This window comes from Lacinutrix salivirga, from assembly GCF_053604675.1.
Genome location: NZ_JBSHNP010000141.1, coordinates 243,385 through 264,082, shown reverse-complemented (window position 1 = coordinate 264,082; position 20,698 = coordinate 243,385). Strand labels below are relative to the sequence as shown.

Sequence of the window (20,698 nt, the reverse complement as noted above, 5' to 3'; positions counted from 1 at the left end):
GATAATTTATAATTGATAACTGATAATTGAATTGAGCGGAATCTACATCCACATACCATTTTGCAAACAGGCTTGTCATTACTGTGACTTTCATTTTTCGACGTCGTTAAAAAAGAAAGATGCCTTACTTTCGGCTTTAGCCAAAGAATTAGAGCTACGTAAAGCAGAATTTAAAAATACAACTGTAGAAACCATTTATTTTGGAGGCGGAACACCATCGCTTTTAACTCTGGGAGAATTAAAATTTTTAATAGATTCGGTGTATAAAAACTACACAGTTACTGAGCAACCAGAAATCACACTCGAAGCTAATCCAGACGATTTGTTGTCTGTTCGAGCGCAGACGAGAACTATTTTTGAAGACTACCTTTCCATTGGAATTAACCGTTTGAGTATTGGGATTCAATCTTTTTTTGAAACCGATTTAAAACTTATGAATCGTGCGCACAATGCCAACGAAGCCAAACAGTGTTTAGAAATAGCAACTCAATATTTTGAGAATATAAGTTTAGATTTAATTTATGGTATTCCTGGTGCTTCCAATGCGCAATGGAGAGAAAATATACAAATAGCACTGTCGTTTGGAGTGCCACATATTTCTAGCTATGCCTTAACTGTAGAGCCCAAAACAGCTTTAGCTAGCTTTATTGAAAAAGGATTGGTGAACAACGTGGACGACGAGTTGGCACACGAGCAGTTTCATATATTATTAGAGACTTTAAAAGCCGAAGGTTTTGAGCATTATGAGTTGTCTAACTTTGCTAAAAAAGGGTTTTATAGTAAAAATAATTCGGCCTATTGGCAAGGGAAGCATTATTTAGGTATTGGACCATCTGCACATTCATTTAACGGTACACAACGTGGTTGGAATGTAAGAAACAATTCAATATATATTAATAAAATTGAAGCTGGCGAATTACCAATAGAGATAGAAACACTAACCAAAACAGACCAATATAACGAGTATGTAATGACAGGTTTACGTACTGTTTGGGGCGTTTCTCTAAAAAAAGTAGAAAAAGACTTTGGAGAACACTACAAAATCTATATTTTAAATCAATGCAATAATTATTTAAAAGAACAATTATTGTATATTGAAAACGACCATTTAAAAGCCACAAAAAAAGGTAAATTTTTAACCGATGGAATGGCATCCAACCTATTTATGCTTAACTTAAAATGAAAACAACAATAGAACATAAAAGTCAGAAATTTGTAATTAATTTATCTAAACCTTTAGATATTTCAATTCCATTACAGGCTTCCGAGAACAATGTAAACGCATGGTATTTAGACGCTCCAAAAATTGAGCCAGTGACTTCCAATAATTGGACAGCAAGTGTTGCAGAAGGTGCAGTGATAAATTTTAATAATATAAATTTTAATCCGCATGCTCATGGCACACATACAGAATGTGTTGGGCATATAACAGAAAAGGTACACTCTATAAATAAGCAGTTAAAACAATTCTTTTTTCATGCAGAAGTAGTTACTGTTGCACCAGAAAAATTAAACGACGATTTTGTAATTTCTAAAAAACAATTACAGTTTGCTATAGGTAATAAAAAAAGAGAAGCCATTGTAATTAGAACGTTACCAAACACAACCGATAAATTATCCAGACACTACTCGCATACAAATCCGCCTTATTTATTAGAGGAAGCTGCACAGTATTTAAAAGAAAAAGGGATTAAACATTTATTAATAGATTTGCCAAGTGTAGATAAAGAAAAAGACGATGGATTATTATTAGCACATAATGCCTTTTGGAATACCAATGGTAAGTTAAGGATGAAGGCAACAATAACCGAACTTATTTACGTGCCAAATACTATAGAAGATGGCGCCTATTTTTTAAATTTGCAAATTGCACCTTTTGAGAATGACGCTTCACCAAGCAAACCCGTTTTATATAAAATTGAAACCAATTAAAGGTTTGGAATATTAATTGATAACTTATAACTAAACTAACAATCAAAACACTATTATGGAAGCCTTTTTAGGAGTTATTATTGGCATACTAGCAAGTTTAGGAGCAGTCACTTACTTTAAATCTTTAAAAGAAAAAAAGCGCGTAAACACACAATCTGTTATCCTATTAGAAAAAATAAAAACAGTGTGTAAATTTATTACAGTCGAAGGTGATTTTGCAGAAATTTACCATTATGAAGATGTAAAAGAACGCTTTTTAAAATTAGTATCTAGCAGAAAAAAAGCACTAGTAGTTATCAATGCAAAAGCACATATTGGTTACGATTTGTCTAAAATTAATTTAAAGTCAGACACCAATACCAAACGAATAATTTTAGAACATTTTCCGCAACCAGAAATTTTAAGTATCGAAACTAATTTAAATTATTACGATAAAAAAGATGGTTATTTTAATAAGTTTGAAGCTTCAGATTTAACAGGATTAAATAAAGAAGCCAAAAAACATATTTTAGATAAAGTACCAGAAAGTGGTTTAATAGAGATTGCTCAAAAAGAAGCCATAGGTACTATTGCTTTAATAGAAAGTATAGTAGAAACTATTGGTTGGACATTGGATTATTCGGCTTTAGAGATTGATTCTGAATCTGTTAAAAAAATAAGTAAGTAGTATGTTTAGTTTATAAAAGTGCTGTTGGTCTGAAAATACAACCCTTTTATAGAAAATTTCTTATAAAATAAAAATTCTGTAAGGCTTTGATAGTGATTTTATTAGCTTTAAATAATTAAATGCTATTACTATGTCCATATTATTAAACTATATAAATGAAATTTTACAAAGTTTAGATATTCCTCAAATTAAAACGTCAAAAAATAAAACTGAAGATTCAGTATCTTAAATGCAAAGATTTATTGAACAATAAAATAAACTCTATTTTTATTGCATGAATATTGAACAACTTAGAAATTATTGTTTAAGTAAGCCTAAAGTGACTGAAGAGTTTCCTTTTGATCAAAATACATTAGTATTTAAAGTATTGGATAAAATGTTTGCACTTGCGCCATTAAAAAAATGGGAAAGTGGCGAAGCGTTTATAAACTTAAAATGCGATCCGGTTTATGCATTAGAACTTCGTGAAAACTATGAAAGTATTGAAGGTGGTTGGCACTCAAATAAAAAACACTGGAATTCTGTATATATCTATAAAGGCGAATTACAACCCAAATTTATTTTCGAGTTAATAGACCATTCTTACGATATGGTTGTAAAAGGCATGCCAAAAAAACTTCGCGAAAGCTTAAATACTTAAACACAGTATTAGTTTGAGTAAAATTGGTTTTTTTAGAATTTATGTATCGATAATGTGTATAAAATAAATCAGCTTAATAATATTCCTTACTTTTACCATCTACAAATACAGTTATGAGTTTAGAAAGAGAATTAAACAAACGTGCAGATGGTAAGTGTGAATTATGTAAAAACGAAGAGCACTTACAGTTATATACTTTAGCACCAAGAAAAGACCAAAGCTTAACAGAAACACTTACTGCATGTAAAACCTGTGTTGAGCAAATAGATAATCCAGATGCTACAGACCCAAATCATTGGAGATGTTTAAATGATAGTATGTGGAGCGAACACCAAGCAGTGCAAGTTGCAGCTTGGAGAATGCTATCGCGTTTACGAAAAGAAGGTTGGCCACAAGATTTACTAGATATGATGTATTTGGAAGAAGACATTCTTGAATTTGCAAAATCTACAGGAGAAGGCGAGGATGAAGAAGGCAAGCTAATCCACAGAGATGTTAATGGTGTTGTCTTAGAAACTGGAGATTCTGTAGTTTTAATTAAAGACTTAAAAATAAAAGGTTCTAGCCAAATCGCTAAACAAGGTACAGCTGTTAGGAATATTCGTTTAGACCGTGAAAACGAAACGTATATTGAAGGTAAAGTTGGTCCAACGTTAACAGTAATTATTACAGAATATGTAAAAAAGATTTAATCATGTGCCTTATTTATAAATGCTTTTTTATTTGCTAAAAAAGTCTGCCAACGCACATCATTTTTAAGGCTTTCTATTGTTGGTTCTGTTATAGCTTCAACTACTCCAAAATCTTTATATTGTATGGCTTTGTCTAGCCATAAAAAGGCCTCATCTTTTTTATTGTGATAGGCATAAATACAGGCTATTTGATAAGCCAATTCTTCCTCGTGTTTGTTAATTATTTCATCTAAATAGGTGTTAGCTTTATCTTGATCACCTTTTGCGTAATAAATCATAGAGAATACTTGTGGTTGTATATATTCTAAAGGTTCTTTTTTAATAGTTTCTAAAGCTTCCTCTAATCTATTTTGGTACATTAATACCAAAGAAAGTTTGTAGTTTGTTAGAATTGTAGAAGGGGCTAACTCAAGAGATTTGTTTAAATGTTTTTCAGCTTTTTTAAATTTTTTAGCAGCATAATAAGTGTTTCCTAAATTATAATACGAGGCTTCGTCTAAAGGGTTTAGAGCAACTAACCTTTCGTTAAATTTAATTGCTTTATCTATATTTCCTTTAATCATTGCGACTTCCGAAGCTCGAAGAATAACATCGCTATTTTGAGGCTCAATACTTAAGCCTTTATCTACCATCCTCTGCGCTTTATCATAATCTTTTTCGTAATCTATAGCTATAGTAGCAAGGATATCGTAAACCGTTGCATAAGTACTATCTATTTCTAAAGCTTTATAAGCAGCGTTTTTAGATTTTTTGTAGCCTTGCTCTAAAGTCATTAATCTTTCAACATTTTGCTTATGGTATAAAACACTTAACAAGCTCCAAGAAGGCGCAAATAAAGAGTCTAAAGCCATCGATTGGTTTAAATAATCTTCAGCTTTAATTAAGTTTTGCTCATCTACAAAATTACGCATTTCGTATTTCGCTTTAAGGTATAATCTATACGCTTCTGGATCTACTTTGTTATCAGAATTAATAAAATTATCTGTGATTTCTAGTTCTAGTTTTTGTGCAACAATCTTACTAATTTCATCTTGTATTAAAAATATATTTTTTAATTTTTTATCCCAAGTTTGTGTCCACGAATAGCTATCGTCTTTAGTATTTATTAACTGTACACTAACTCTAACAATAGAGTCGTAAGTGCGCACACTGCCTTCTAAAATATAATTAACACCCAATTGTTTTGCAATGGTTGGTATATCTGCTTTTTTATCTTTAAATGAAAATGCTGAGGTTCGCGAAGTCACTTTTATATTAGAAATTTTAGAGAGCATACTTATAAGTTCTTCGGCTAATCCATCTGCAAAATAAGCTTGATCTTTATTAACCGAAATATCTCTAAAAGGAAGTACTGCAATACTGTTTGAATCGTTTAGGAGATTAGAAATAGAAACGTTTTCGTGTTTAGAAACCAATCGTGTTCTATCTATTATTAAAAGAACTACTGCAAGCGATAAAAACACAAGAATAAAAATATTTAATCGTTTCCCTATAGCTACATTTTGCTCCTCAATAATGTCGCCTTCAATGGTTTCTATTTTCTTTATTCCAGAAGGCGTAATATCATAAAACCAAGAAACAGTTAGCCATATCGGAAAAAATACACATAAAATTATAAGTGTTGTTTTTCCTAACCAATCAGGAAGAGAAATAAGCGAAGCCATAGTTGCAATAACTTGCACTACTAACCAGGAAAATACAACATAAGAAATGGCTCTTTTATGAACATTTCTTCGTTTTAATTCTTTAAAAAACCGAAACATAATATAGATTAATAGCTTACAAAGCAATAAGTTAAGCAATTAATTATAAATCAGCCTAAAACAATAAATAGATTTCTTTTACAAATTAGCTTTTAATAGTTTTAAACTGCGAAGGACTTAATAATTTAATAGCCTTAAACTGTCTATTAAAATTAGAGATATTATTAAAACCAGAACGTTCTGCAATTTCAGCTTTAGAGAAGTCATTATCACTTAATAACAGCTTGCTTGCATGTTCTATACGTAATTCATTTAAAAACTGAATATAGGTTTTGTTTGTGCGTTTTTTAAAATATTTACAAAACGCATTTTTAGTCATATTTGCAACTTCAGAAACCGAGTTTAATGTAATCTCTTTATCAAAGTTATTCATAGTATATTCAAAAACATTTCGCATTCTGTATCCTTCATTATCTGTATATTTTTTATCGTAAATAAAAGAAGATAAGCTTTTGTAGTTTGCTTTAGAGATGTGTTTTAATAACTGCAATAACAGAATAAATCTATCTAGTTTTGAAGCTTTTTCAAGCGCTGAAAACAAAGTTTTTATCTGCTTTTGTTTAGATGTTATTTTAAAACCATGCATGGTACGTTTAAAGAATTTTTGTAACTCTTTTAATTCTTCAAGCTCAAAAAAATGTTCACCAAAAGCTTCCTTTGTAAAAAAAAGACTAATCATATGTGATGTTTCAGAAACTTTCAAATCACTTTTAAAAATATGCGGAATATTACTACCTATTACCAAAATATCGCCTTTGGTATAATAATTTACAGTGTCTCCAACAATAAGCGTTCCTTCACCTTCTACAATAAAACTTAACTGTATTTCTTCATGTTGATGTAACTTATCATAAAAATAGTGTACTCTATCTTCTTGATAAATCAAACCAATATTTTGATGTTTTGGTATCTTAAAAGGTAAAACTTTCATTAAATTTTGTGTGTTATTCAAAACAAAATTACGCAAGTACTATTCAAAATATGTCTAATTTTTATAAAAAAGAATTAAATAGTATTATTAAAAGAGATTTTTTTCTTGTGAATTTTAGGTCAAATTGAACCAAAATACTCGACAAAGTAAACGTATTGAGCAAAAAAAAACTCCTGTAAAACGGAGCTTTTTCTTTTTTGAATTTTTAAAAGAAATAGTCTATAATAAGTCTAAAGCTTCAAGTCTTTCTTTAGCTAAAATATATCTTACACGAACATCGTCAATTTGCTGTTGTGTTAATTTCTTACCAAAGGTACGGAGTCCTCCATCAGCATCATTATGGTGAATCCCGAAAGCATATTTAAGATATTCCATAAGTAGTGGTTGCGCATCTAGGTATGAAATTGAATTCATGGCCTGAGAAATTTGATTTGCCTTAGCCCATTCTCCATTTACTACATACTCTTGCATAGTAACACTAGCTTTTGGAAAGATACAACCAACACCAGTAATTCCTCCATATGCTCCAGCAAGTCCAGCATGCACAGTTACTGTATCTACGCCTGCTAAAACTTTTAGATCTTTGTTCTCTAACATTAATGTTTCAATAATGGAAACATCTATGGTTGATATTTTAAGTGCTGTTACATTAGGGAGAACAGAAATTCGTAAAAGAAGATCCGTTGAAAGCGCATGATATCCAGCTGCATCAGGATTGTTATAAGGCATAATAGTTACGCCTGCACCTCTTGCAGTTGCCTCAGCAAGCGCATAGTACTCATACATTTCTTCATCAGAAGGAACTGCTGTAGTTTTTGGAGGCATTACCATAATAGTATCCACTCCAACAGTCGCAAGATCTTCAATGATTTTAGCAAGCTCTTCTTTAGTTTCTGCAGCTGCTCCACTAATTAAAGGCACATTATATTCTTTAGCAACCTCAGAAAGAGCTTTAAGTAAAGACAGTCGCTGTTCGGAGCTCAGGTAACTATTCTCACCCAAAGTGCCAGAACCAACAAGTCCACCCATTCTGCTTCCACCTTTGCCTTGAACTTTTAAAATACCTGCAGCGTATTTTTGTGTTGCATCTAAATCTATTTCAACGTCGCCATTTTTCGACTCTTTCAGCCATGTAAAAACGGCTGGCATAACGCTACGTCTCCAATCTGAAGTGTTTGTTTGTATCATATTTTCTAATAATTATGTCAGTAAATTTTTGTAAAATTATGCATAATACCTAGAAAAAACAACTCGATATGTATTATATTTGCACATATTATAGGTAAAATCATATTATTGGATAAAATAGTATTACAATAAGATAAGAAAGGAGCAAAAAAACATTAAATCAATATTATTTTTGTAATCAAAAGATTTATTATTAGCTTATTAATAGTTTACACTACATAAATCAATATCGTTATCAAGTTGAAGTATTTTATGTATTTCAATTTAAAATATCTTAAAATAAATTAATAATGGACACAACAGCAACAACAGTTACAGGAAAAAACTATATAGGCAATCAATTATCTGCCAAAGGAAACAAAACATACACAACTTTTAATCCGCAATTAAATATTGAAAATGAACATGTTTTTACAGAAGCAACGCAAGAAGAAATCAATCAAGCAGCAGATTTAGCAGCTAAAGCATTTCATGTCTATTCCAAAAAATCTGGAAAAGAAAAAGCAGCTTTTTTAAGAGCAATAGCAGAAGAAATTGAAAATTTAGGAGAAGATTTGCTAACTGTTTATACTTCAGAATCTGGTTTGCCAGCAGGAAGAGCAATGGGAGAAAGAGGAAGAACACTAGGTCAATTAAGAGCCTTTGCAGATTATGTTGAAGAAGGGTCTTGGGTTGAAGCAACCATAGATACTGCACAACCAGAACGTCAACCAATGCCAAAAGGCGATTTACGTAAAATGAATGTGGCTTTAGGACCAATTGTTGTTTTTGGTGCTTCTAATTTTCCATTAGCATTTTCTACAGCAGGTGGAGACACAGCAGCAGCTTTAGCAGCTGGTTGTCCTGTAATTGTAAAATCGCATCCAATGCATGCAGGAACTGGAGAAATGGTAGCTTCTGCAGTAATTAAAGCAGCAGAAAAAACAGGAATGCCAAATGGTGTGTTTTCAAATTTAAATTCTAGCGGAATTGAAGTAGGACAAGCATTAGTAAAGCATCCAAACGTAAAAGGTGTAGGTTTTACAGGAAGTATTCGTGGTGGTAGAGCATTATATGATTTGGCAGCTACAAGACCAGAACCAATTCCAGTTTTTGCAGAAATGGGAAGCATAAATCCAGTAGTATTTTTACCAGAAGCTTTAAAAACTGAAGCAGATACTTGGGGAAAAACTTATGCTGGTTCTATTACTTTAGGAGCTGGACAGTTTTGCACAAATCCTGGTTTGTTATTAGGAATTAAAGGAGAAGAGTTAAATAAATTTGCGCAAACATTAGCAGAAGAAATTGTAAAAATTGAACCTTCGTGCATGTTGCATCCAAATATTGTTGGTAATTATAAGAGCAATAAAGAAAAAGCGCTTGCTCAAGAAGGTGTAGAAGTGTTGGCAGATTATGATGGAACACCAAATGCTAATTATGGTCGCCAAATAGTGTCTAAAGTTTCCGGAAAAACATTTTTAGAAAACCCAACCTTACATCATGAAGTATTTGGACCATTTTCTTTATTAGTTGAAAGTGAAAATGAAGCACAATTAGAACAAATTTTAAATACATTAGAAGGACAATTAACAGGTACAATTGTAGCTACAGATAAAGAAATTGCTGCAAACCCAAATATTGTTTCTGCTTTACAGAGTAGAGTTGGACGTATAATATTTAATGGTGTTCCAACAGGAGTTGAGGTTTGTCCTTCCATGTTACATGGTGGTCCATATCCAGCTTCTACAGATTCTCGTTTTACAGCAGTTGGTGTAGATTCTATAAAACGTTGGGTAAGACCATTTAGTTTTCAATCTTGGCCAAATGAATTACTTCCGAAGGAATTAAAAAATGAAAATCCATTAAACATTTTGCGACATGTAGATGGAGAAAAAACAAAAGCAAAAATATAAAGTAATATCCTGCAAGGTTTTTAAAACCTTGTAGGTTTTTTAATAACATTCCCGCTTTCACGGAAAATAACTATGAAAAAAACCTTTGTTTGTATTGATGCACACACTTGCGGAAATCCTGTAAGAGTTGTAAAAAGTGGTGGTCCAAATTTAATTGGAAACACCATGAGCGAAAAACGCCAACATTTTTTAAAAGAATACGATTGGATTCGTAAAGGACTCATGTTTGAACCTCGTGGTCATGATATGATGAGCGGAAGCATTTTATTTCCACCTCACAATCCAGAAAACGATTTTGCTATTCTGTTTATTGAAACTTCAGGTTGTTTGCCAATGTGTGGACATGGAACCATTGGTACCATTACCATTGCAATTGAAGAAGGTTTGGTAACTCCAAAAATTCCTGGAAAAATTAAAATGGAAGCTCCAGCTGGTTTGGTTGAAATTGAATACCAACAAACAGGAAACAAAGTAGATTGGGTAAAATTGACGAATGTAAAAAGTTATTTAGCAGCTCAAGATTTAACAATTGATTGTCCAGAATTAGGCGAAATTACTTTTGATGTGTCCTATGGAGGAAACTACTATGCAATTGTAGATCCACAGAAAAACTTTTCTGGTGTGCATGATTTTACAGCTTCAAAAATCATTCAATACTCTCAAGTAGTTCGTGATAGAATTAATGCCAAATATCCAAATCTATTTGTGCATCCAGAAAACGAAACCATTAGAGATGTCACGCACATGTTGTGGACAGGAAACCCAATAGATCCAACATCTTCTGGTAGAAACGCAGTGTTTTATGGAGACAAAGCAATAGACAGAAGTCCTTGCGGAACAGGAACTTCAGCACGTTTAGCACAATTACATGCAAAAGGAAAACTACAAGTTGGTGAGCCTTTTATTCATGAAAGTTTTATTGGAAGTAAATTTATTGGTCGCGTAGAAGAAGAAACCACTTTAGATAGCAAAAAAGCCATCATACCAAGCATTCAAGGTTGGGCAAAAATTTTTGGACAAAACACCATAACTATAGATTATGAAGATGATCCTTATGCTTATGGATTTCAGGTGATTTGATTTGTTTTCAGACTACTTAATTATGAGTTTAAATAGTAATTCATTTTGTAGAAAGCATCTCGATACAAAATTCTTAAAAAAAAAGAATTTCACTCGATGTGACAACATCTACTATAATTAGGAATGAGTAAGAACATGCTGTCACTTCGAGTGATTTCGCTTTTAGCGAAATTGTATCGAGAAGATTTAATAAATTAAATTTATCAACCCTTTTAATTAATTAAAAATTAAATGAGTAAAAAAGTAATCATTATTGGAGGCGGAATCATAGGTTTAAGCACAGCTTATTACCTACAAAAAGATGGTCATCAAGTAACTATTATTGATAAATCTAACTTTAAAAGTGGAGCATCGTATGTAAATGCTGGTTATATTACGCCAAGTCATTTTATTCCGTTGGCAGCTCCAGGAATGATTAATAAAGGCATTAAATGGATGTTTAATTCGTCTAGTCCTTTTTATGTAAAACCTCGTTTAAATGCTGATTTTTTAAAGTGGACTTTAGCGTTTAAAAAATCTGCAACAGCTTCAAAAGTAGAAAAAGCAATTCCTGTAATTAAAGATATTAATCTTTTAAGTCGCGATCTATTCGAAGACATAAAAGCATCCAAAGATTTTAATTTTCACTATGAACGCAAAGGATTGCTCATGTGTTACCAATCTGATAAAGTTGGTGAAGAAGAATGGAAGGTTGGACAACGCGGAATTGAAGAAGGTTTAGGAGTAAAAAACCTAACTAAAGAGGAGGTGGATGTTCTTGAGCCTCATGCAAATTTGAATATTAAAGGAGCAGTTTATTACGATTCTGATGCACACATGACTCCAACAGATTTCATGTCTGAAATGGCAGATTATTTAAAGAGTAAAGGCGTTGTTTTTTATGCCAATGAAGAAGTAAAAGATATAGAAGTTTCCAACGGAAGCATTTCAAAAATAATTACAAATAAACAAGAATTACAAGCAGATGAGGTTGTTTTGGCTGCAGGTAGTTGGAGCTCTTTACTCACTAAAAAATTAGGATTACAAATACCAATTCAAGCAGGTAAAGGCTATAGAATAAACGTAGAAAGAGAAACAGGAATTACCATTCCAGCCATATTATGCGAAGCCAAAGTTGCAGTAACTCCAATGCAAGGCTTTACACGTTTTGCAGGTACTATGGAAATTGCAGGAATTAATCATAAAATTAATCCAGTTAGAGTACAATCTATTGCTAATGCAGCGAAAAATTATTATGGGAATTTAACTATTTCGGAAGCAGAAAAAGCGTCTGCAGATTGCGGATTGCGTCCTTGTTCACCAGATGGATTACCATATATTGGCAAATCTTCAAAGTGTAAAAACTTAACCATTGCAACTGGTCATGCCATGATGGGTTGGAGTTTAGGTCCAGCAACAGGAAAACTAGTTTCTCAAGTAATTTCAGAAAAAAAGACTACTTTAGATTTAAGTGCCTTTCATCCAGATAGAAAATTTTAATATGAGATACGAGCCAATTCCGAATACATTATTCATTAGAAATAGAAAAAATTTTATTTCTAAAATGAAACCAAATACCATTGCTATTTTAGCGTCTAACGATGTAAAGCATAACAATGCAGATGATGTTATGGGTTTTGCACAGAATAATGATCTGTTTTATCTCACAGGAATTGACCAAGAAGAAACCATTTTGGTGTTATATCCTGATGCACATAAAAAAGAAAATAAAGCTATCTTGTTTATTAAAGAAACCAATGAACATATAAAAATTTGGGATGGCGAAAAATTAAGCAAAGAACAAGCAACTGCAATTTCTGGGATTAAAAGAGTAGAATGGATTCAAGATTTTGAAATGCTTTTACAATACATGGCTTTTGAAGCTGATGGATTTTATCTAGGACACAATGAACATTTAAAGCGTGTAACTAAAGATCAAGAAACGCAACAAGACCGAATGATACAATGGTGTAAAGAAAAATATCCTTTGCACGATTATTACAGAGTAGCAAAAATAACTAGAGATTTACGTCCAATTAAATCGGAAGAAGAAGTCGCTCAAATTCAAAAAGCAGCAGATATAAGTGTTGCAAGTTTTAAACGCGTATTAAAAACTTGCAAACCAAATATAAAAGAATACGAGTTAGAAGCAGAGTTAGCCTATAATTTAATAAAATCTGGAGCAACACGTCATGCTTTTAAACCAATTGTAGCTTCAGGTAAAAATGCTTGTGCTTTACATTATAATACCAATGATGAAGTTTGTAAAGATGGCGAAATGGTGCTTATGGATTTTGGCGTTTGCTATGCAAATTATAATAGTGATACTACTAGATGTTTTCCTGTAAACGGAAAATTTTCAAAAAGACAAAAAGAAGTTTATACATCTGTTTTACATTGTTTAACAGAGGGTAGTAAACTATTAAAACCAGGAATACTCTCTTTAGATTATGAATCTAAAATGGCTAGTATAGTTGAAACCGAATTAATAAAATTAGGCTTGTTAGATGCTGATGCAGTTGCAAAGCAAGACTCTGAAAAACCATTGTATAAAAAATACTTTATGCATGGTACTGCTCATCATCTTGGATTAGATGTGCATGATGTTGGTTTGTATTCTCGTCCTTTTGAAGCAGGAATGGTATTGACTTGCGAACCTGGAATTTATATTCCAGAAGAAAATATTGGTTGCAGATTAGAAAATAATTATCTAATTACAACAACAGGAAATATCAATCTAACCGAAGCTATGCCAATTGAAATAGATGCAATTGAAGCTTTAATGAATAACTAAATAATAATGATAGGAATAGGAGGTTCAACCATAGAAGCAGAGTTAAAGGCAATTAAACCATTAGCACATTTAGTACAGCCAATACAAAAAGAAGAATTTCAACAAAGAATAAATAAAGCTTGTCTGTTAATGCAAGAGCAAAAAGTTCCTGCTATGTATTTACATGCTGGTACCAATTTATTCTACTTTACAGGAATGAAATGGAATTCTAGTGAGCGCATGGTTGGTGCTTTATTGTTTCCAAATGGAAAATTAATATACATAGCTCCAGAATTTGAAAAAGGAACTATTTTTGATTTTATGCTAATGGAAGGAGAGATTGTATGTTGGGAAGAACATGAATCTCCATACCAATTATTTGTTAATGTATTAAAAGAGAATGGAGTAGTTTCAGGTGAAATTTCAATAGATGAAGCAACTCCTTTTTTTATTTCAAACGGAATTGATTGTTGCCAAAACAGCTATACATTAATTGATGCAAAGCCTATTACTGCAGGTTGTAGAATGATTAAGTCTGATGCTGAAATTGCTATTATGCAACATGCCATGAATATTACTTTAGAAGTGCATAAGGCAGTAGCAAGAATTTTAAGAGTAGGTATTTCTGCAAAAGAAGTAACTAATTTTATTCATGAGGCACATGTTAAATACGGAATTCCATCTGGATCGTATTTCTGTATCGTGTTGTTTGGCGTAGATTCCTCTTTTCCGCATGGTGTAAAATCACCAAAAGATTTAGAGGAAAACGAAATTGTTTTAATAGATACTGGCTGTTTGTTACACGATTATATTTCAGACATTACAAGAACCTATGTTTTTGGGAAAGCAAATGAAGAACAAACACGCATTTGGAATATAGAAAAAGAAACACAACAAGCTGCTTTTGATGCTGCACAATTAGGAAACACTTGTGCAGATGTAGATAATGCGTCTAGAGTTGTATTAGAATCTCATGGTTTAGGACCAGAGTATAAATTACCAGGTTTACCACATAGAACAGGACATGGTATTGGTTTAGGAATTCATGAATGGCCTTATATTGTTAGAAATGACAAAACGATTTTAGAACCAGGAATGACCTTTAGTAATGAACCTATGATTTGTGTTCCAGATACATTTGGAATAAGATTAGAAGATCATATTTATATGACAAATGAAGGTCCACAATGGTTTACAAAACCAATGCACAGCATTGAAAATCCGTTTGGATATTCAGAAGAAAAATAATGTTTTATTCTGATAACCAACTATCAATAATTAGATAGATTCTTTGTTTCGTTTCTGGATTAAAACTCTTTATTCTTGTGGTATGACTTCCTTTTGGGTTTACAAATTTATACACTTCTCTTTCCGAAGCATTTTCAGGAAGCTCAACAGCAGTAGCACTCCAAGAATCATATTCGCCATAAATAAATAGCATGTCTTCTGCTGAAGTATCTAAAAAAGATTTAATGTCTTGCATTGGTTTCAAGTTATAATTTTTAGAAACTCCTTCAGGAAAAGCCCAATCAAATTTGTAAATTTCTTCTGTGTTTAAATATTCTTTAAAAGGTGCAGTTTCATATCCATAAATGCCTTGTTCTGTTAAAGCAGCCCAGAAATATGGTTGTAAACCTGCAACCGATTTATCTTCAAAAAAGCCATAACCAACAACATCAATTAAGTGTTTGTAAATAGCTTCTACACTTGCGTCTTTAGAAGGAATAGCATCTATTGGAGTTCCCCATTGCCAAAAAGCAAAAGAGTATTCTAGTATGGTATAATCAATAGCTTTTTCTACACCAAACTCCCAAGACATATCTTTCTCTTTAGCAACATTTTTCATCATTTTTAGAAGAGCAGCTCTGTTTTCAAAACATAATTTTTGAAAAGCAGTAATCTTATCTCGATCTTCTTTTGTGCCTACGTTTTTTAAAAAGGAATATACTCTTGGATCTTCACGTTGATAGTTTAATGGACCAACATAACAAACACTTGCATCTACAGTATTTGGAAAATATCTTCTGTGAGCCATTGTGGTTTGGCAACCTTTAGAAATTCCAGTGGTTACAAATTTGGCTTCAGGATATAATGCGTTTTTTATTGCAGTAATAATATAAGCTTGGTCTTTTGCTGCATTTTCTACAGTTAGTGTGTTCCAATCTATATTTTCAGGACGCGAATTATTAAAGTATCTATGTTCAATAGCTAATTGGTTAGCTTGATAATGATCTGCTAATTCGCCAGCTCTATCAGAACCAATTCCGTAACCACGTAGCTCTACAATTACAGGTTTGTTTTTATCTTCAAAACCTAAAAATACGCGTTGTTTAAATGTTCCTTTAGATAAATCATTATGGTCAATTGGTTGCTCAAACCAGATTTCGTAATTTTCATCAAAATGACTTACAATATCTCTTTTTTCTATACTAACAACGTTTTTTATACTTGCTAGTTTTTCAAAAGTAGAAACTTCTGCAAGTGTTTTTGTAGCAACTTGTGAAGTCTTACAACTAACAAATAATATGGCTAATGATAGTATTAAATAAGAGCGAAATAATTTCATAGTAGTTATTTTTTTAAGTTTTATTTATCGGATTATTTCAAGATTAGCAAGTAGTGTCTGCAACAATTCTCCACTCACCATTTATTTTTTTAAATATAATCATAAAAAAGCCATTTGCATCACCAAAATTTCGTTTTAAATGGTAGGTTCCCATAACCCAATAACTTTCCTCTTTAATTTTTGAAATGTCATTTATTTTAAAAGTTAATGTACCAAAATGGTCTTTGGTTGGATACCTTTTTTTATAATTATCTAACGTTTGTTGCCAACCTTTTGTAAGTCCACTACTACCATAAAATTTTAAAGAATCGCTTTTCCAATAGCCTTGCATATAACCATCAATATCATTGTTTGTCCAAGCTTTTTCTTGCTGTCTTAAAACAGATATTATAGCGTCTTTATCTTCTTTTTCTGTGGTTTGAGATGTACAGCTAGTTAAACTAATTAGACAAAATAGTAGAATGATTTTTTTCATGATGTTGTGTAATACGATTGTATTTAATTTTCAATATAAGCTTTTTAATCGTTTTGTAAAAGCATGATGAGGTGTGCAGCACTCCAACTAAAATTTTTAGCATTTAAACCTTCTCCAGTAATTGGATGGTAATTTTCTCTAATTGATTTTCCTTTGCCTAAAACGCCTTCTGCTCCTTCAATTAATTGAATAGTTGCTTGGTTTGCTTCGTTATTAAATCCATAATTACGCAAACCTTTTACTCCAAAATATGCTTGGTCTAACCAATTTGGACCTCTCCAATAGCCTTTTAACGGATTGAATTTTTCATGGTCAGCACTCATAGTTTGAAAAGGTACTTTAGTGAAAAATTTTGCAGGATCCATCATTTTGTTTTTTATAGCTTCTGCTTGTTCTTGTGTTGCTGCTTTTGCCCAAAGTGCTGTCCAACCTTCGCTTCCTTCTCCTTTAATAAACGTGTTTCCTTCTAGATTTGTATCGTAAAACCAAGCATCTGTTGTATCATAGAATTGCGTTTGAATTTTATTTTTTAACGCAATAGCTTCCATTGAAAATTGCTTACTGTCTTCATCAAGTTTTAATACAGAAGCTAATTCACTTAAAAATATTTTTTCAGCATATAAATAGGCATTCAAATCCACACTTTCTTGGTTTATAGAAAAAGCGTTTTCTGCATTTTTTAAAATTTTAGAAGTATCAAATCGGATGGCATTATCCATTCCGCTTTCCCATTTTGCAGCTATCAAAGAGCCATCTGTAGAGCCATATTCGCAAAGACCATCTTGATCATGATCACGATCTTTGTACCACCAATAATGGTATTTTTTTAATTTTGGATACAGCTCTTTTACAAATTCTAGGTCTTTATCTTTTTCGTAAATTTTAGAAACTGCCCAAGTTGCAAGAGGTGGTTTTGTGTCTCTAAAGTTATGAGGTTCTATGGTTGTATCTCTAAAAACACAATCGACTATAAATCCGTTTTCAAGCTGAAAATCAAACATTGCTCGTATTTGGTTTTTAGCTAATTTTGTATTGTAATAGGATAAGCCAACTGCATGTTTCCAAGAATCCCAAGACCAAAAACCATTAAACCATTTGTAATGATAACTAGGAAAAAGACCTTCATGCTTGAGTTCGCCAGCTGCAATGCGCCAATTATTTTGTAATGTCAAATGCGATTTTGCTAAAACATGAGCATAAATACTGTCTTTAAATTGTGGTTTTCTATTAGAAATTAAAGCTTTTAATTCTTTATTTTTTTCAGATTTTCTAGCTTGTAATATTGAATCAAAATTGGAAGTTTTGATTAAATCTTTTTCCGTTTCTAAATTATATTCTAGAAAAATAAAAGTTTGTGAGATAACAAATTTTTTAGACTCGTTAGGTTTTAGAATAATTTTTTGTTGTTCGGCATTTTTGTTTTCAATGAATGTGGAAGTGATTCCTTTAGGTAAAATAATAAGTCCAACAGCATCTGATTTTGAAGATGTAATATGAATTTCATTTTCAGATTTTTGCTTCAATAGAAAACCGTTATCAAAGACATTAAAATTTGCTTGCAAAAAGATTTCTTGAGAAACTTCACCAAGATTAGTAAAAGCGTGTCTTATAAATGCTGTGTTTCCAGACAAAAACACCAATTCCTGTTTAATATTAAGGTTATTATATTGATAAATTTGTTCTAAATGGCTAGCAAAACTTTTTTGAGAGATTAAGTTGCTTTTGTTTAAATATATAGGTTGAGATTGTTGTGTTATACCAATATTTGCTAAATTTTTGCTAATCCAAACACCATTTTCTTGCGTCATTAAAAAAGGACCAGAAAAGCCAATATAATTTCCAGAATTTTTTGGCAAACTATAAGCAAACCAAGCACCTTGATCTGAAAACATTAAACCAGATTTATCTACAGAGTCTTTTGGTGAAACGCGATAATCTAAAATATTTTCACTAAATACTAGATAATCCTTTTTTGTTTCTTTTTTTGATTTTGAATTGCAACCAAAAACGAAAACTATAAATAATAGTGTTAGTGCATTTTTCATCTTAAAATAAATCCATCTTTCATAGGATCGTTTGGATCTATTAAAAAAGTATGTTTTCCTGTTATATATGCTGTTCCTTCTACTTGCGGAATTACTGCATGGAAAGGTCCATAATCTTCTTCAGAAACTACAGAACCTGTAAAAACAGAACCTGTAATACTTTCAATTGTCATTGTTTCTCCAAAGTCAATTTCTTTTCTTGCCTTATGTATTGCCATTCTTCCAGAAACTCCAGATCCTGTAGGACATCTATCGACTTCACCTTCGGCAAAAATGCAAACGTTCCTGCTATCTATTCCAGAAACTTGTTTGTTGTTATCAATAAAAATGGTTCCGTAAAGGAAACTTAAATCGTTTTCAAAAGGATGAAGAATATGTTTATCAGATTGCATCACAGCATGCTTAATATCCATTCCTTTGGTAATTAGATTTCTGTAAGAAGCAACGCTTAAATCAAAATCAAAATTGTTTTTTGCCATATCTACATACGCATAAAAAGCGCCTCCATAAGCCAAATCATAGGTTACTTTTCCTAGTCCATCCACTTCTACAGTCTTGTTTAAACCAACCACAAAACTTGGTACACAATGAAAACGAACTCCTGTTACTTTACCTTCTTTTACATTTGCAAAAGATGTAATTCTGCCACAAGGAGCATCAATTTTAATGATGTTGTCACCTTCTTTTACGTCTATCCAATTCATTTCTATTGCTAAAGTAGAAATTGCAATAATGGCATGACCACACATGGTAGAGTAGCCTTCGTTGTGTAAAAAGATAATTCCGAAATCTCCTTCTTCATCATTTGGTGGTAATAAAATACAACCATACATATCTGCATGACCTCTAGGTTCAAACATTAAAGCTGTACGTAAATGATCAAAATTTTCTTTACAATATCTTCTATATTCTAAAACCGAATCTCCTTTTAATTCTGGAAAACCATCTACAATTACTCGTAATGGTTCTCCTCCAGTATGCATGTCTATGGTTTTTATTTGCAACCAATCTTGAGGCGCTTTAAAATTGGTATTGTTGAGAATATTCTGGTATGTATTATTCATTTTTAAATTTAGTATAATAATAAGTTGCAGCAGCTAAATCTTCTAAAGCATGACCAACAGATTTAAAAACAGTTATTTCATTATTGTTTTGTCTTCCTTGTTTTTCGTTTGAAGTCAATTGAAATAAATCAGCTTTAATATCTTCTTTTTTTAGTGTTTTATTTTGAAGCGGAATTACAATATCTCCACTTTCTTTTAATCCACCTTGAAAAGTATCAACAAAAACCGAAGCTTTAGTAATAGTTTCATCATCTGCTTCGCGCATGTCCACTTTATAAGCACCAACTAAATCTACATGCTGTCCGTTTTTTAAATATTTACCTAAAACTAAAGGATTTTTTGAAAGTGTTGCTGAAGAAATGATATCTACATCAGAAATTTTTTCTTCTATAGTTGGTATGGCTTGAATAGTAAATTTATCATTTTTTAATTTGGAAGCAATAGCTTGTGCTTTTTCAAAATTTCTTCCCCAAATATAAACTGTTTTTATAGGTCTAACAGAAGCATGCGCTTGAATTAAATTGGTAGATAATGCTCCTGTGCCTAGCATTAATAAAGACTTGGAATCAGGTTTAGATAAATAAGAGGAAGCTAAAGCAGAAGCTGCAGCAGTTCTTTTTGCAGTTAAACTTTTGGCTTCTAAAATTGCTTTTATGTTTCCTTTTACAGCATCTATATAAATATAAACTCCTTGAATAGATGGTAAATTAAATTGACCATTTTCTGGACTAACAGTAACTATTTTTACGCCAGCATTTTCATTGGTATTCCAAGCAGGCATTAATAAAAGAGTAGAGTCTTTTTTTACTGCTGGATTTGGGAAATCATGATGATGACGCATTGGTACAATAATGCCTTGATTAGAAAAGCTTTGTTTTAACTCTTGGATTAATTCTGTAAAGACCGTATTTTTTTCAATAAAATTAGCTTCTATTTGCAATATATTTTCCATACTGTTAAAAGTAACAAAAACTACCATTTTTATCACTATTTACTCATGAATCTGCTAAA

Annotated in this window: 18 protein-coding genes; 10 read left to right on the top strand and 8 right to left on the bottom strand. The window is 31.8% G+C overall.

Annotated features, from left to right (window positions below):
* The first annotated feature begins 31 nt into the window (after positions 1-31).
* The 5 genes from hemW (at position 32) to ACVC5O_RS15000 (ending at position 3,931) form a co-directional block, all read left to right on the top strand.
* Positions 32-1,183, top strand: a complete 1,152-nt coding sequence (gene hemW, locus ACVC5O_RS15020) for a radical SAM family heme chaperone HemW (RefSeq protein ID WP_452222288.1) — start codon at positions 32-34, stop codon at positions 1,181-1,183.
* A complete protein-coding gene (locus ACVC5O_RS15015) occupies positions 1,180-1,932 on the top strand; it encodes a cyclase family protein (protein WP_452222287.1) in 753 nt (250 codons plus the stop codon). The genes hemW and ACVC5O_RS15015 overlap by 4 nt, the downstream gene beginning before the upstream one ends.
* A 55-nt stretch (positions 1,933-1,987) precedes the next feature.
* The gene (locus tag ACVC5O_RS15010; RefSeq protein WP_452222286.1) at positions 1,988-2,599 is read left to right on the top strand and encodes a DUF4230 domain-containing protein; all 612 of its coding nucleotides are present in this window, start codon (positions 1,988-1,990) and stop codon (positions 2,597-2,599) included.
* A gap of 274 nt (positions 2,600-2,873) precedes the next feature.
* Positions 2,874-3,239, top strand: a complete 366-nt coding sequence (locus ACVC5O_RS15005; RefSeq protein WP_452222285.1) for an MmcQ/YjbR family DNA-binding protein — start codon at positions 2,874-2,876, stop codon at positions 3,237-3,239.
* Between the two features lie 113 nt (positions 3,240-3,352).
* A complete protein-coding gene (locus tag ACVC5O_RS15000) occupies positions 3,353-3,931 on the top strand; it encodes a PhnA domain-containing protein (RefSeq protein WP_452222284.1) in 579 nt (192 codons plus the stop codon).
* Here the strand turns inward: ACVC5O_RS15000 and ACVC5O_RS14995 are convergent.
* The 3 genes from ACVC5O_RS14995 to ACVC5O_RS14985 all read right to left on the bottom strand — a co-directional run bounded on the left by ACVC5O_RS14995 (position 3,928) and on the right by ACVC5O_RS14985 (position 7,813).
* Entirely contained in the window at positions 3,928-5,694 is a 1,767-nt protein-coding gene (locus ACVC5O_RS14995; RefSeq protein WP_452222283.1) for a tetratricopeptide repeat protein, read from the bottom strand. The two genes, ACVC5O_RS15000 and ACVC5O_RS14995, sit on opposite strands and share 4 nt — an antisense overlap.
* An 85-nt stretch (positions 5,695-5,779) precedes the next feature.
* Entirely contained in the window at positions 5,780-6,625 is an 846-nt protein-coding gene (locus ACVC5O_RS14990; RefSeq protein ID WP_452222282.1) for an AraC family transcriptional regulator, read from the bottom strand.
* 219 nt (positions 6,626-6,844) lie between these two features.
* Entirely contained in the window at positions 6,845-7,813 is a 969-nt protein-coding gene (locus ACVC5O_RS14985) for a dihydrodipicolinate synthase family protein (RefSeq protein ID WP_452222281.1), read from the bottom strand.
* Between the two features lie 290 nt (positions 7,814-8,103).
* Between ACVC5O_RS14985 and ACVC5O_RS14980 the strand changes: the two genes are divergently transcribed.
* The 5 genes from ACVC5O_RS14980 (at position 8,104) to ACVC5O_RS14960 (ending at position 14,785) form a co-directional block, all read left to right on the top strand.
* Complete coding sequence (locus ACVC5O_RS14980) at positions 8,104-9,705, top strand: aldehyde dehydrogenase (NADP(+)) (protein ID WP_452222280.1); 1,602 nt, start codon at positions 8,104-8,106, stop codon at positions 9,703-9,705.
* Positions 9,706-9,777: 72 nt separating this feature from the next.
* Positions 9,778-10,785 carry a 4-hydroxyproline epimerase gene (locus ACVC5O_RS14975; RefSeq protein WP_452222279.1) on the top strand — a complete coding sequence of 336 codons (1,008 nt, stop codon included), beginning with the start codon at positions 9,778-9,780 and terminating at the stop codon, positions 10,783-10,785.
* Between the two features lie 231 nt (positions 10,786-11,016).
* Positions 11,017-12,264, top strand: coding sequence for an NAD(P)/FAD-dependent oxidoreductase (locus tag ACVC5O_RS14970; RefSeq protein WP_452222278.1), 1,248 nt, complete (start codon positions 11,017-11,019; stop codon positions 12,262-12,264).
* Position 12,265: 1 nt separating this feature from the next.
* The gene (locus ACVC5O_RS14965; protein ID WP_452222277.1) at positions 12,266-13,558 is read left to right on the top strand and encodes an aminopeptidase P N-terminal domain-containing protein; all 1,293 of its coding nucleotides are present in this window, start codon (positions 12,266-12,268) and stop codon (positions 13,556-13,558) included.
* Between the two features lie 6 nt (positions 13,559-13,564).
* Positions 13,565-14,785 carry a M24 family metallopeptidase gene (locus tag ACVC5O_RS14960; protein WP_452222276.1) on the top strand — a complete coding sequence of 407 codons (1,221 nt, stop codon included), beginning with the start codon at positions 13,565-13,567 and terminating at the stop codon, positions 14,783-14,785.
* Between the two features lie 4 nt (positions 14,786-14,789).
* Here the strand turns inward: ACVC5O_RS14960 and ACVC5O_RS14955 are convergent, their stop codons facing one another.
* The 5 genes from ACVC5O_RS14955 to ACVC5O_RS14935 are packed head-to-tail and all read right to left on the bottom strand — an operon-like array spanning position 14,790 to position 20,639.
* Positions 14,790-16,103, bottom strand: a complete 1,314-nt coding sequence (locus ACVC5O_RS14955; protein ID WP_452222275.1) for a S28 family serine protease — start codon at positions 16,101-16,103, stop codon at positions 14,790-14,792.
* A gap of 43 nt (positions 16,104-16,146) precedes the next feature.
* A complete protein-coding gene (locus ACVC5O_RS14950) occupies positions 16,147-16,578 on the bottom strand; it encodes a YybH family protein (RefSeq protein ID WP_452222274.1) in 432 nt (143 codons plus the stop codon).
* 44 nt (positions 16,579-16,622) lie between these two features.
* Positions 16,623-18,623, bottom strand: a complete 2,001-nt coding sequence (locus ACVC5O_RS14945; RefSeq protein ID WP_452222273.1) for an MGH1-like glycoside hydrolase domain-containing protein — start codon at positions 18,621-18,623, stop codon at positions 16,623-16,625.
* Positions 18,620-19,687 (bottom strand): proline racemase family protein, encoded by a 1,068-nt coding sequence (locus tag ACVC5O_RS14940; RefSeq protein ID WP_452222272.1) that lies wholly within the window; start codon positions 19,685-19,687, stop codon positions 18,620-18,622. Before ACVC5O_RS14940 ends, ACVC5O_RS14945 begins: the two co-directional genes overlap by 4 nt.
* Positions 19,680-20,639 carry a bifunctional Delta(1)-pyrroline-2-carboxylate/Delta(1)-piperideine-2-carboxylate reductase gene (locus ACVC5O_RS14935; protein ID WP_452222271.1) on the bottom strand — a complete coding sequence of 320 codons (960 nt, stop codon included), beginning with the start codon at positions 20,637-20,639 and terminating at the stop codon, positions 19,680-19,682. The genes ACVC5O_RS14940 and ACVC5O_RS14935 overlap by 8 nt, the downstream gene beginning before the upstream one ends.
* Positions 20,640-20,698: the final 59 nt, after the last annotated feature.

What these genes read in the sequence shown, in the direction of transcription:
- ACVC5O_RS15015 (WP_452222287.1), top strand. Translation starts at nt 1,180, where the DNA reads ATGAAAACAACAATAGAACATAAAAGTCAGAAATTTGTAATTAATTTA.
- ACVC5O_RS15010 (WP_452222286.1), top strand. Translation starts at nt 1,988, where the DNA reads ATGGAAGCCTTTTTAGGAGTTATTATTGGCATACTAGCAAGTTTAGGA.
- ACVC5O_RS15005 (WP_452222285.1), top strand. Translation starts at nt 2,874, where the DNA reads ATGAATATTGAACAACTTAGAAATTATTGTTTAAGTAAGCCTAAAGTG.
- ACVC5O_RS15000 (WP_452222284.1), top strand. Translation starts at nt 3,353, where the DNA reads ATGAGTTTAGAAAGAGAATTAAACAAACGTGCAGATGGTAAGTGTGAA.
- ACVC5O_RS14995 (WP_452222283.1), bottom strand. Translation starts at nt 5,694, where the DNA reads ATGTTTCGGTTTTTTAAAGAATTAAAACGAAGAAATGTTCATAAAAGA.
- ACVC5O_RS14990 (WP_452222282.1), bottom strand. Translation starts at nt 6,625, where the DNA reads ATGAAAGTTTTACCTTTTAAGATACCAAAACATCAAAATATTGGTTTG.
- ACVC5O_RS14985 (WP_452222281.1), bottom strand. Translation starts at nt 7,813, where the DNA reads ATGATACAAACAAACACTTCAGATTGGAGACGTAGCGTTATGCCAGCC.
- ACVC5O_RS14980 (WP_452222280.1), top strand. Translation starts at nt 8,104, where the DNA reads ATGGACACAACAGCAACAACAGTTACAGGAAAAAACTATATAGGCAAT.
- ACVC5O_RS14975 (WP_452222279.1), top strand. Translation starts at nt 9,778, where the DNA reads ATGAAAAAAACCTTTGTTTGTATTGATGCACACACTTGCGGAAATCCT.
- ACVC5O_RS14970 (WP_452222278.1), top strand. Translation starts at nt 11,017, where the DNA reads ATGAGTAAAAAAGTAATCATTATTGGAGGCGGAATCATAGGTTTAAGC.
- ACVC5O_RS14965 (WP_452222277.1), top strand. Translation starts at nt 12,266, where the DNA reads ATGAGATACGAGCCAATTCCGAATACATTATTCATTAGAAATAGAAAA.
- ACVC5O_RS14960 (WP_452222276.1), top strand. Translation starts at nt 13,565, where the DNA reads ATGATAGGAATAGGAGGTTCAACCATAGAAGCAGAGTTAAAGGCAATT.
- ACVC5O_RS14955 (WP_452222275.1), bottom strand. Translation starts at nt 16,103, where the DNA reads ATGAAATTATTTCGCTCTTATTTAATACTATCATTAGCCATATTATTT.
- ACVC5O_RS14950 (WP_452222274.1), bottom strand. Translation starts at nt 16,578, where the DNA reads ATGAAAAAAATCATTCTACTATTTTGTCTAATTAGTTTAACTAGCTGT.
- ACVC5O_RS14945 (WP_452222273.1), bottom strand. Translation starts at nt 18,623, where the DNA reads ATGAAAAATGCACTAACACTATTATTTATAGTTTTCGTTTTTGGTTGC.
- ACVC5O_RS14940 (WP_452222272.1), bottom strand. Translation starts at nt 19,687, where the DNA reads ATGAATAATACATACCAGAATATTCTCAACAATACCAATTTTAAAGCG.
- ACVC5O_RS14935 (WP_452222271.1), bottom strand. Translation starts at nt 20,639, where the DNA reads ATGGAAAATATATTGCAAATAGAAGCTAATTTTATTGAAAAAAATACG.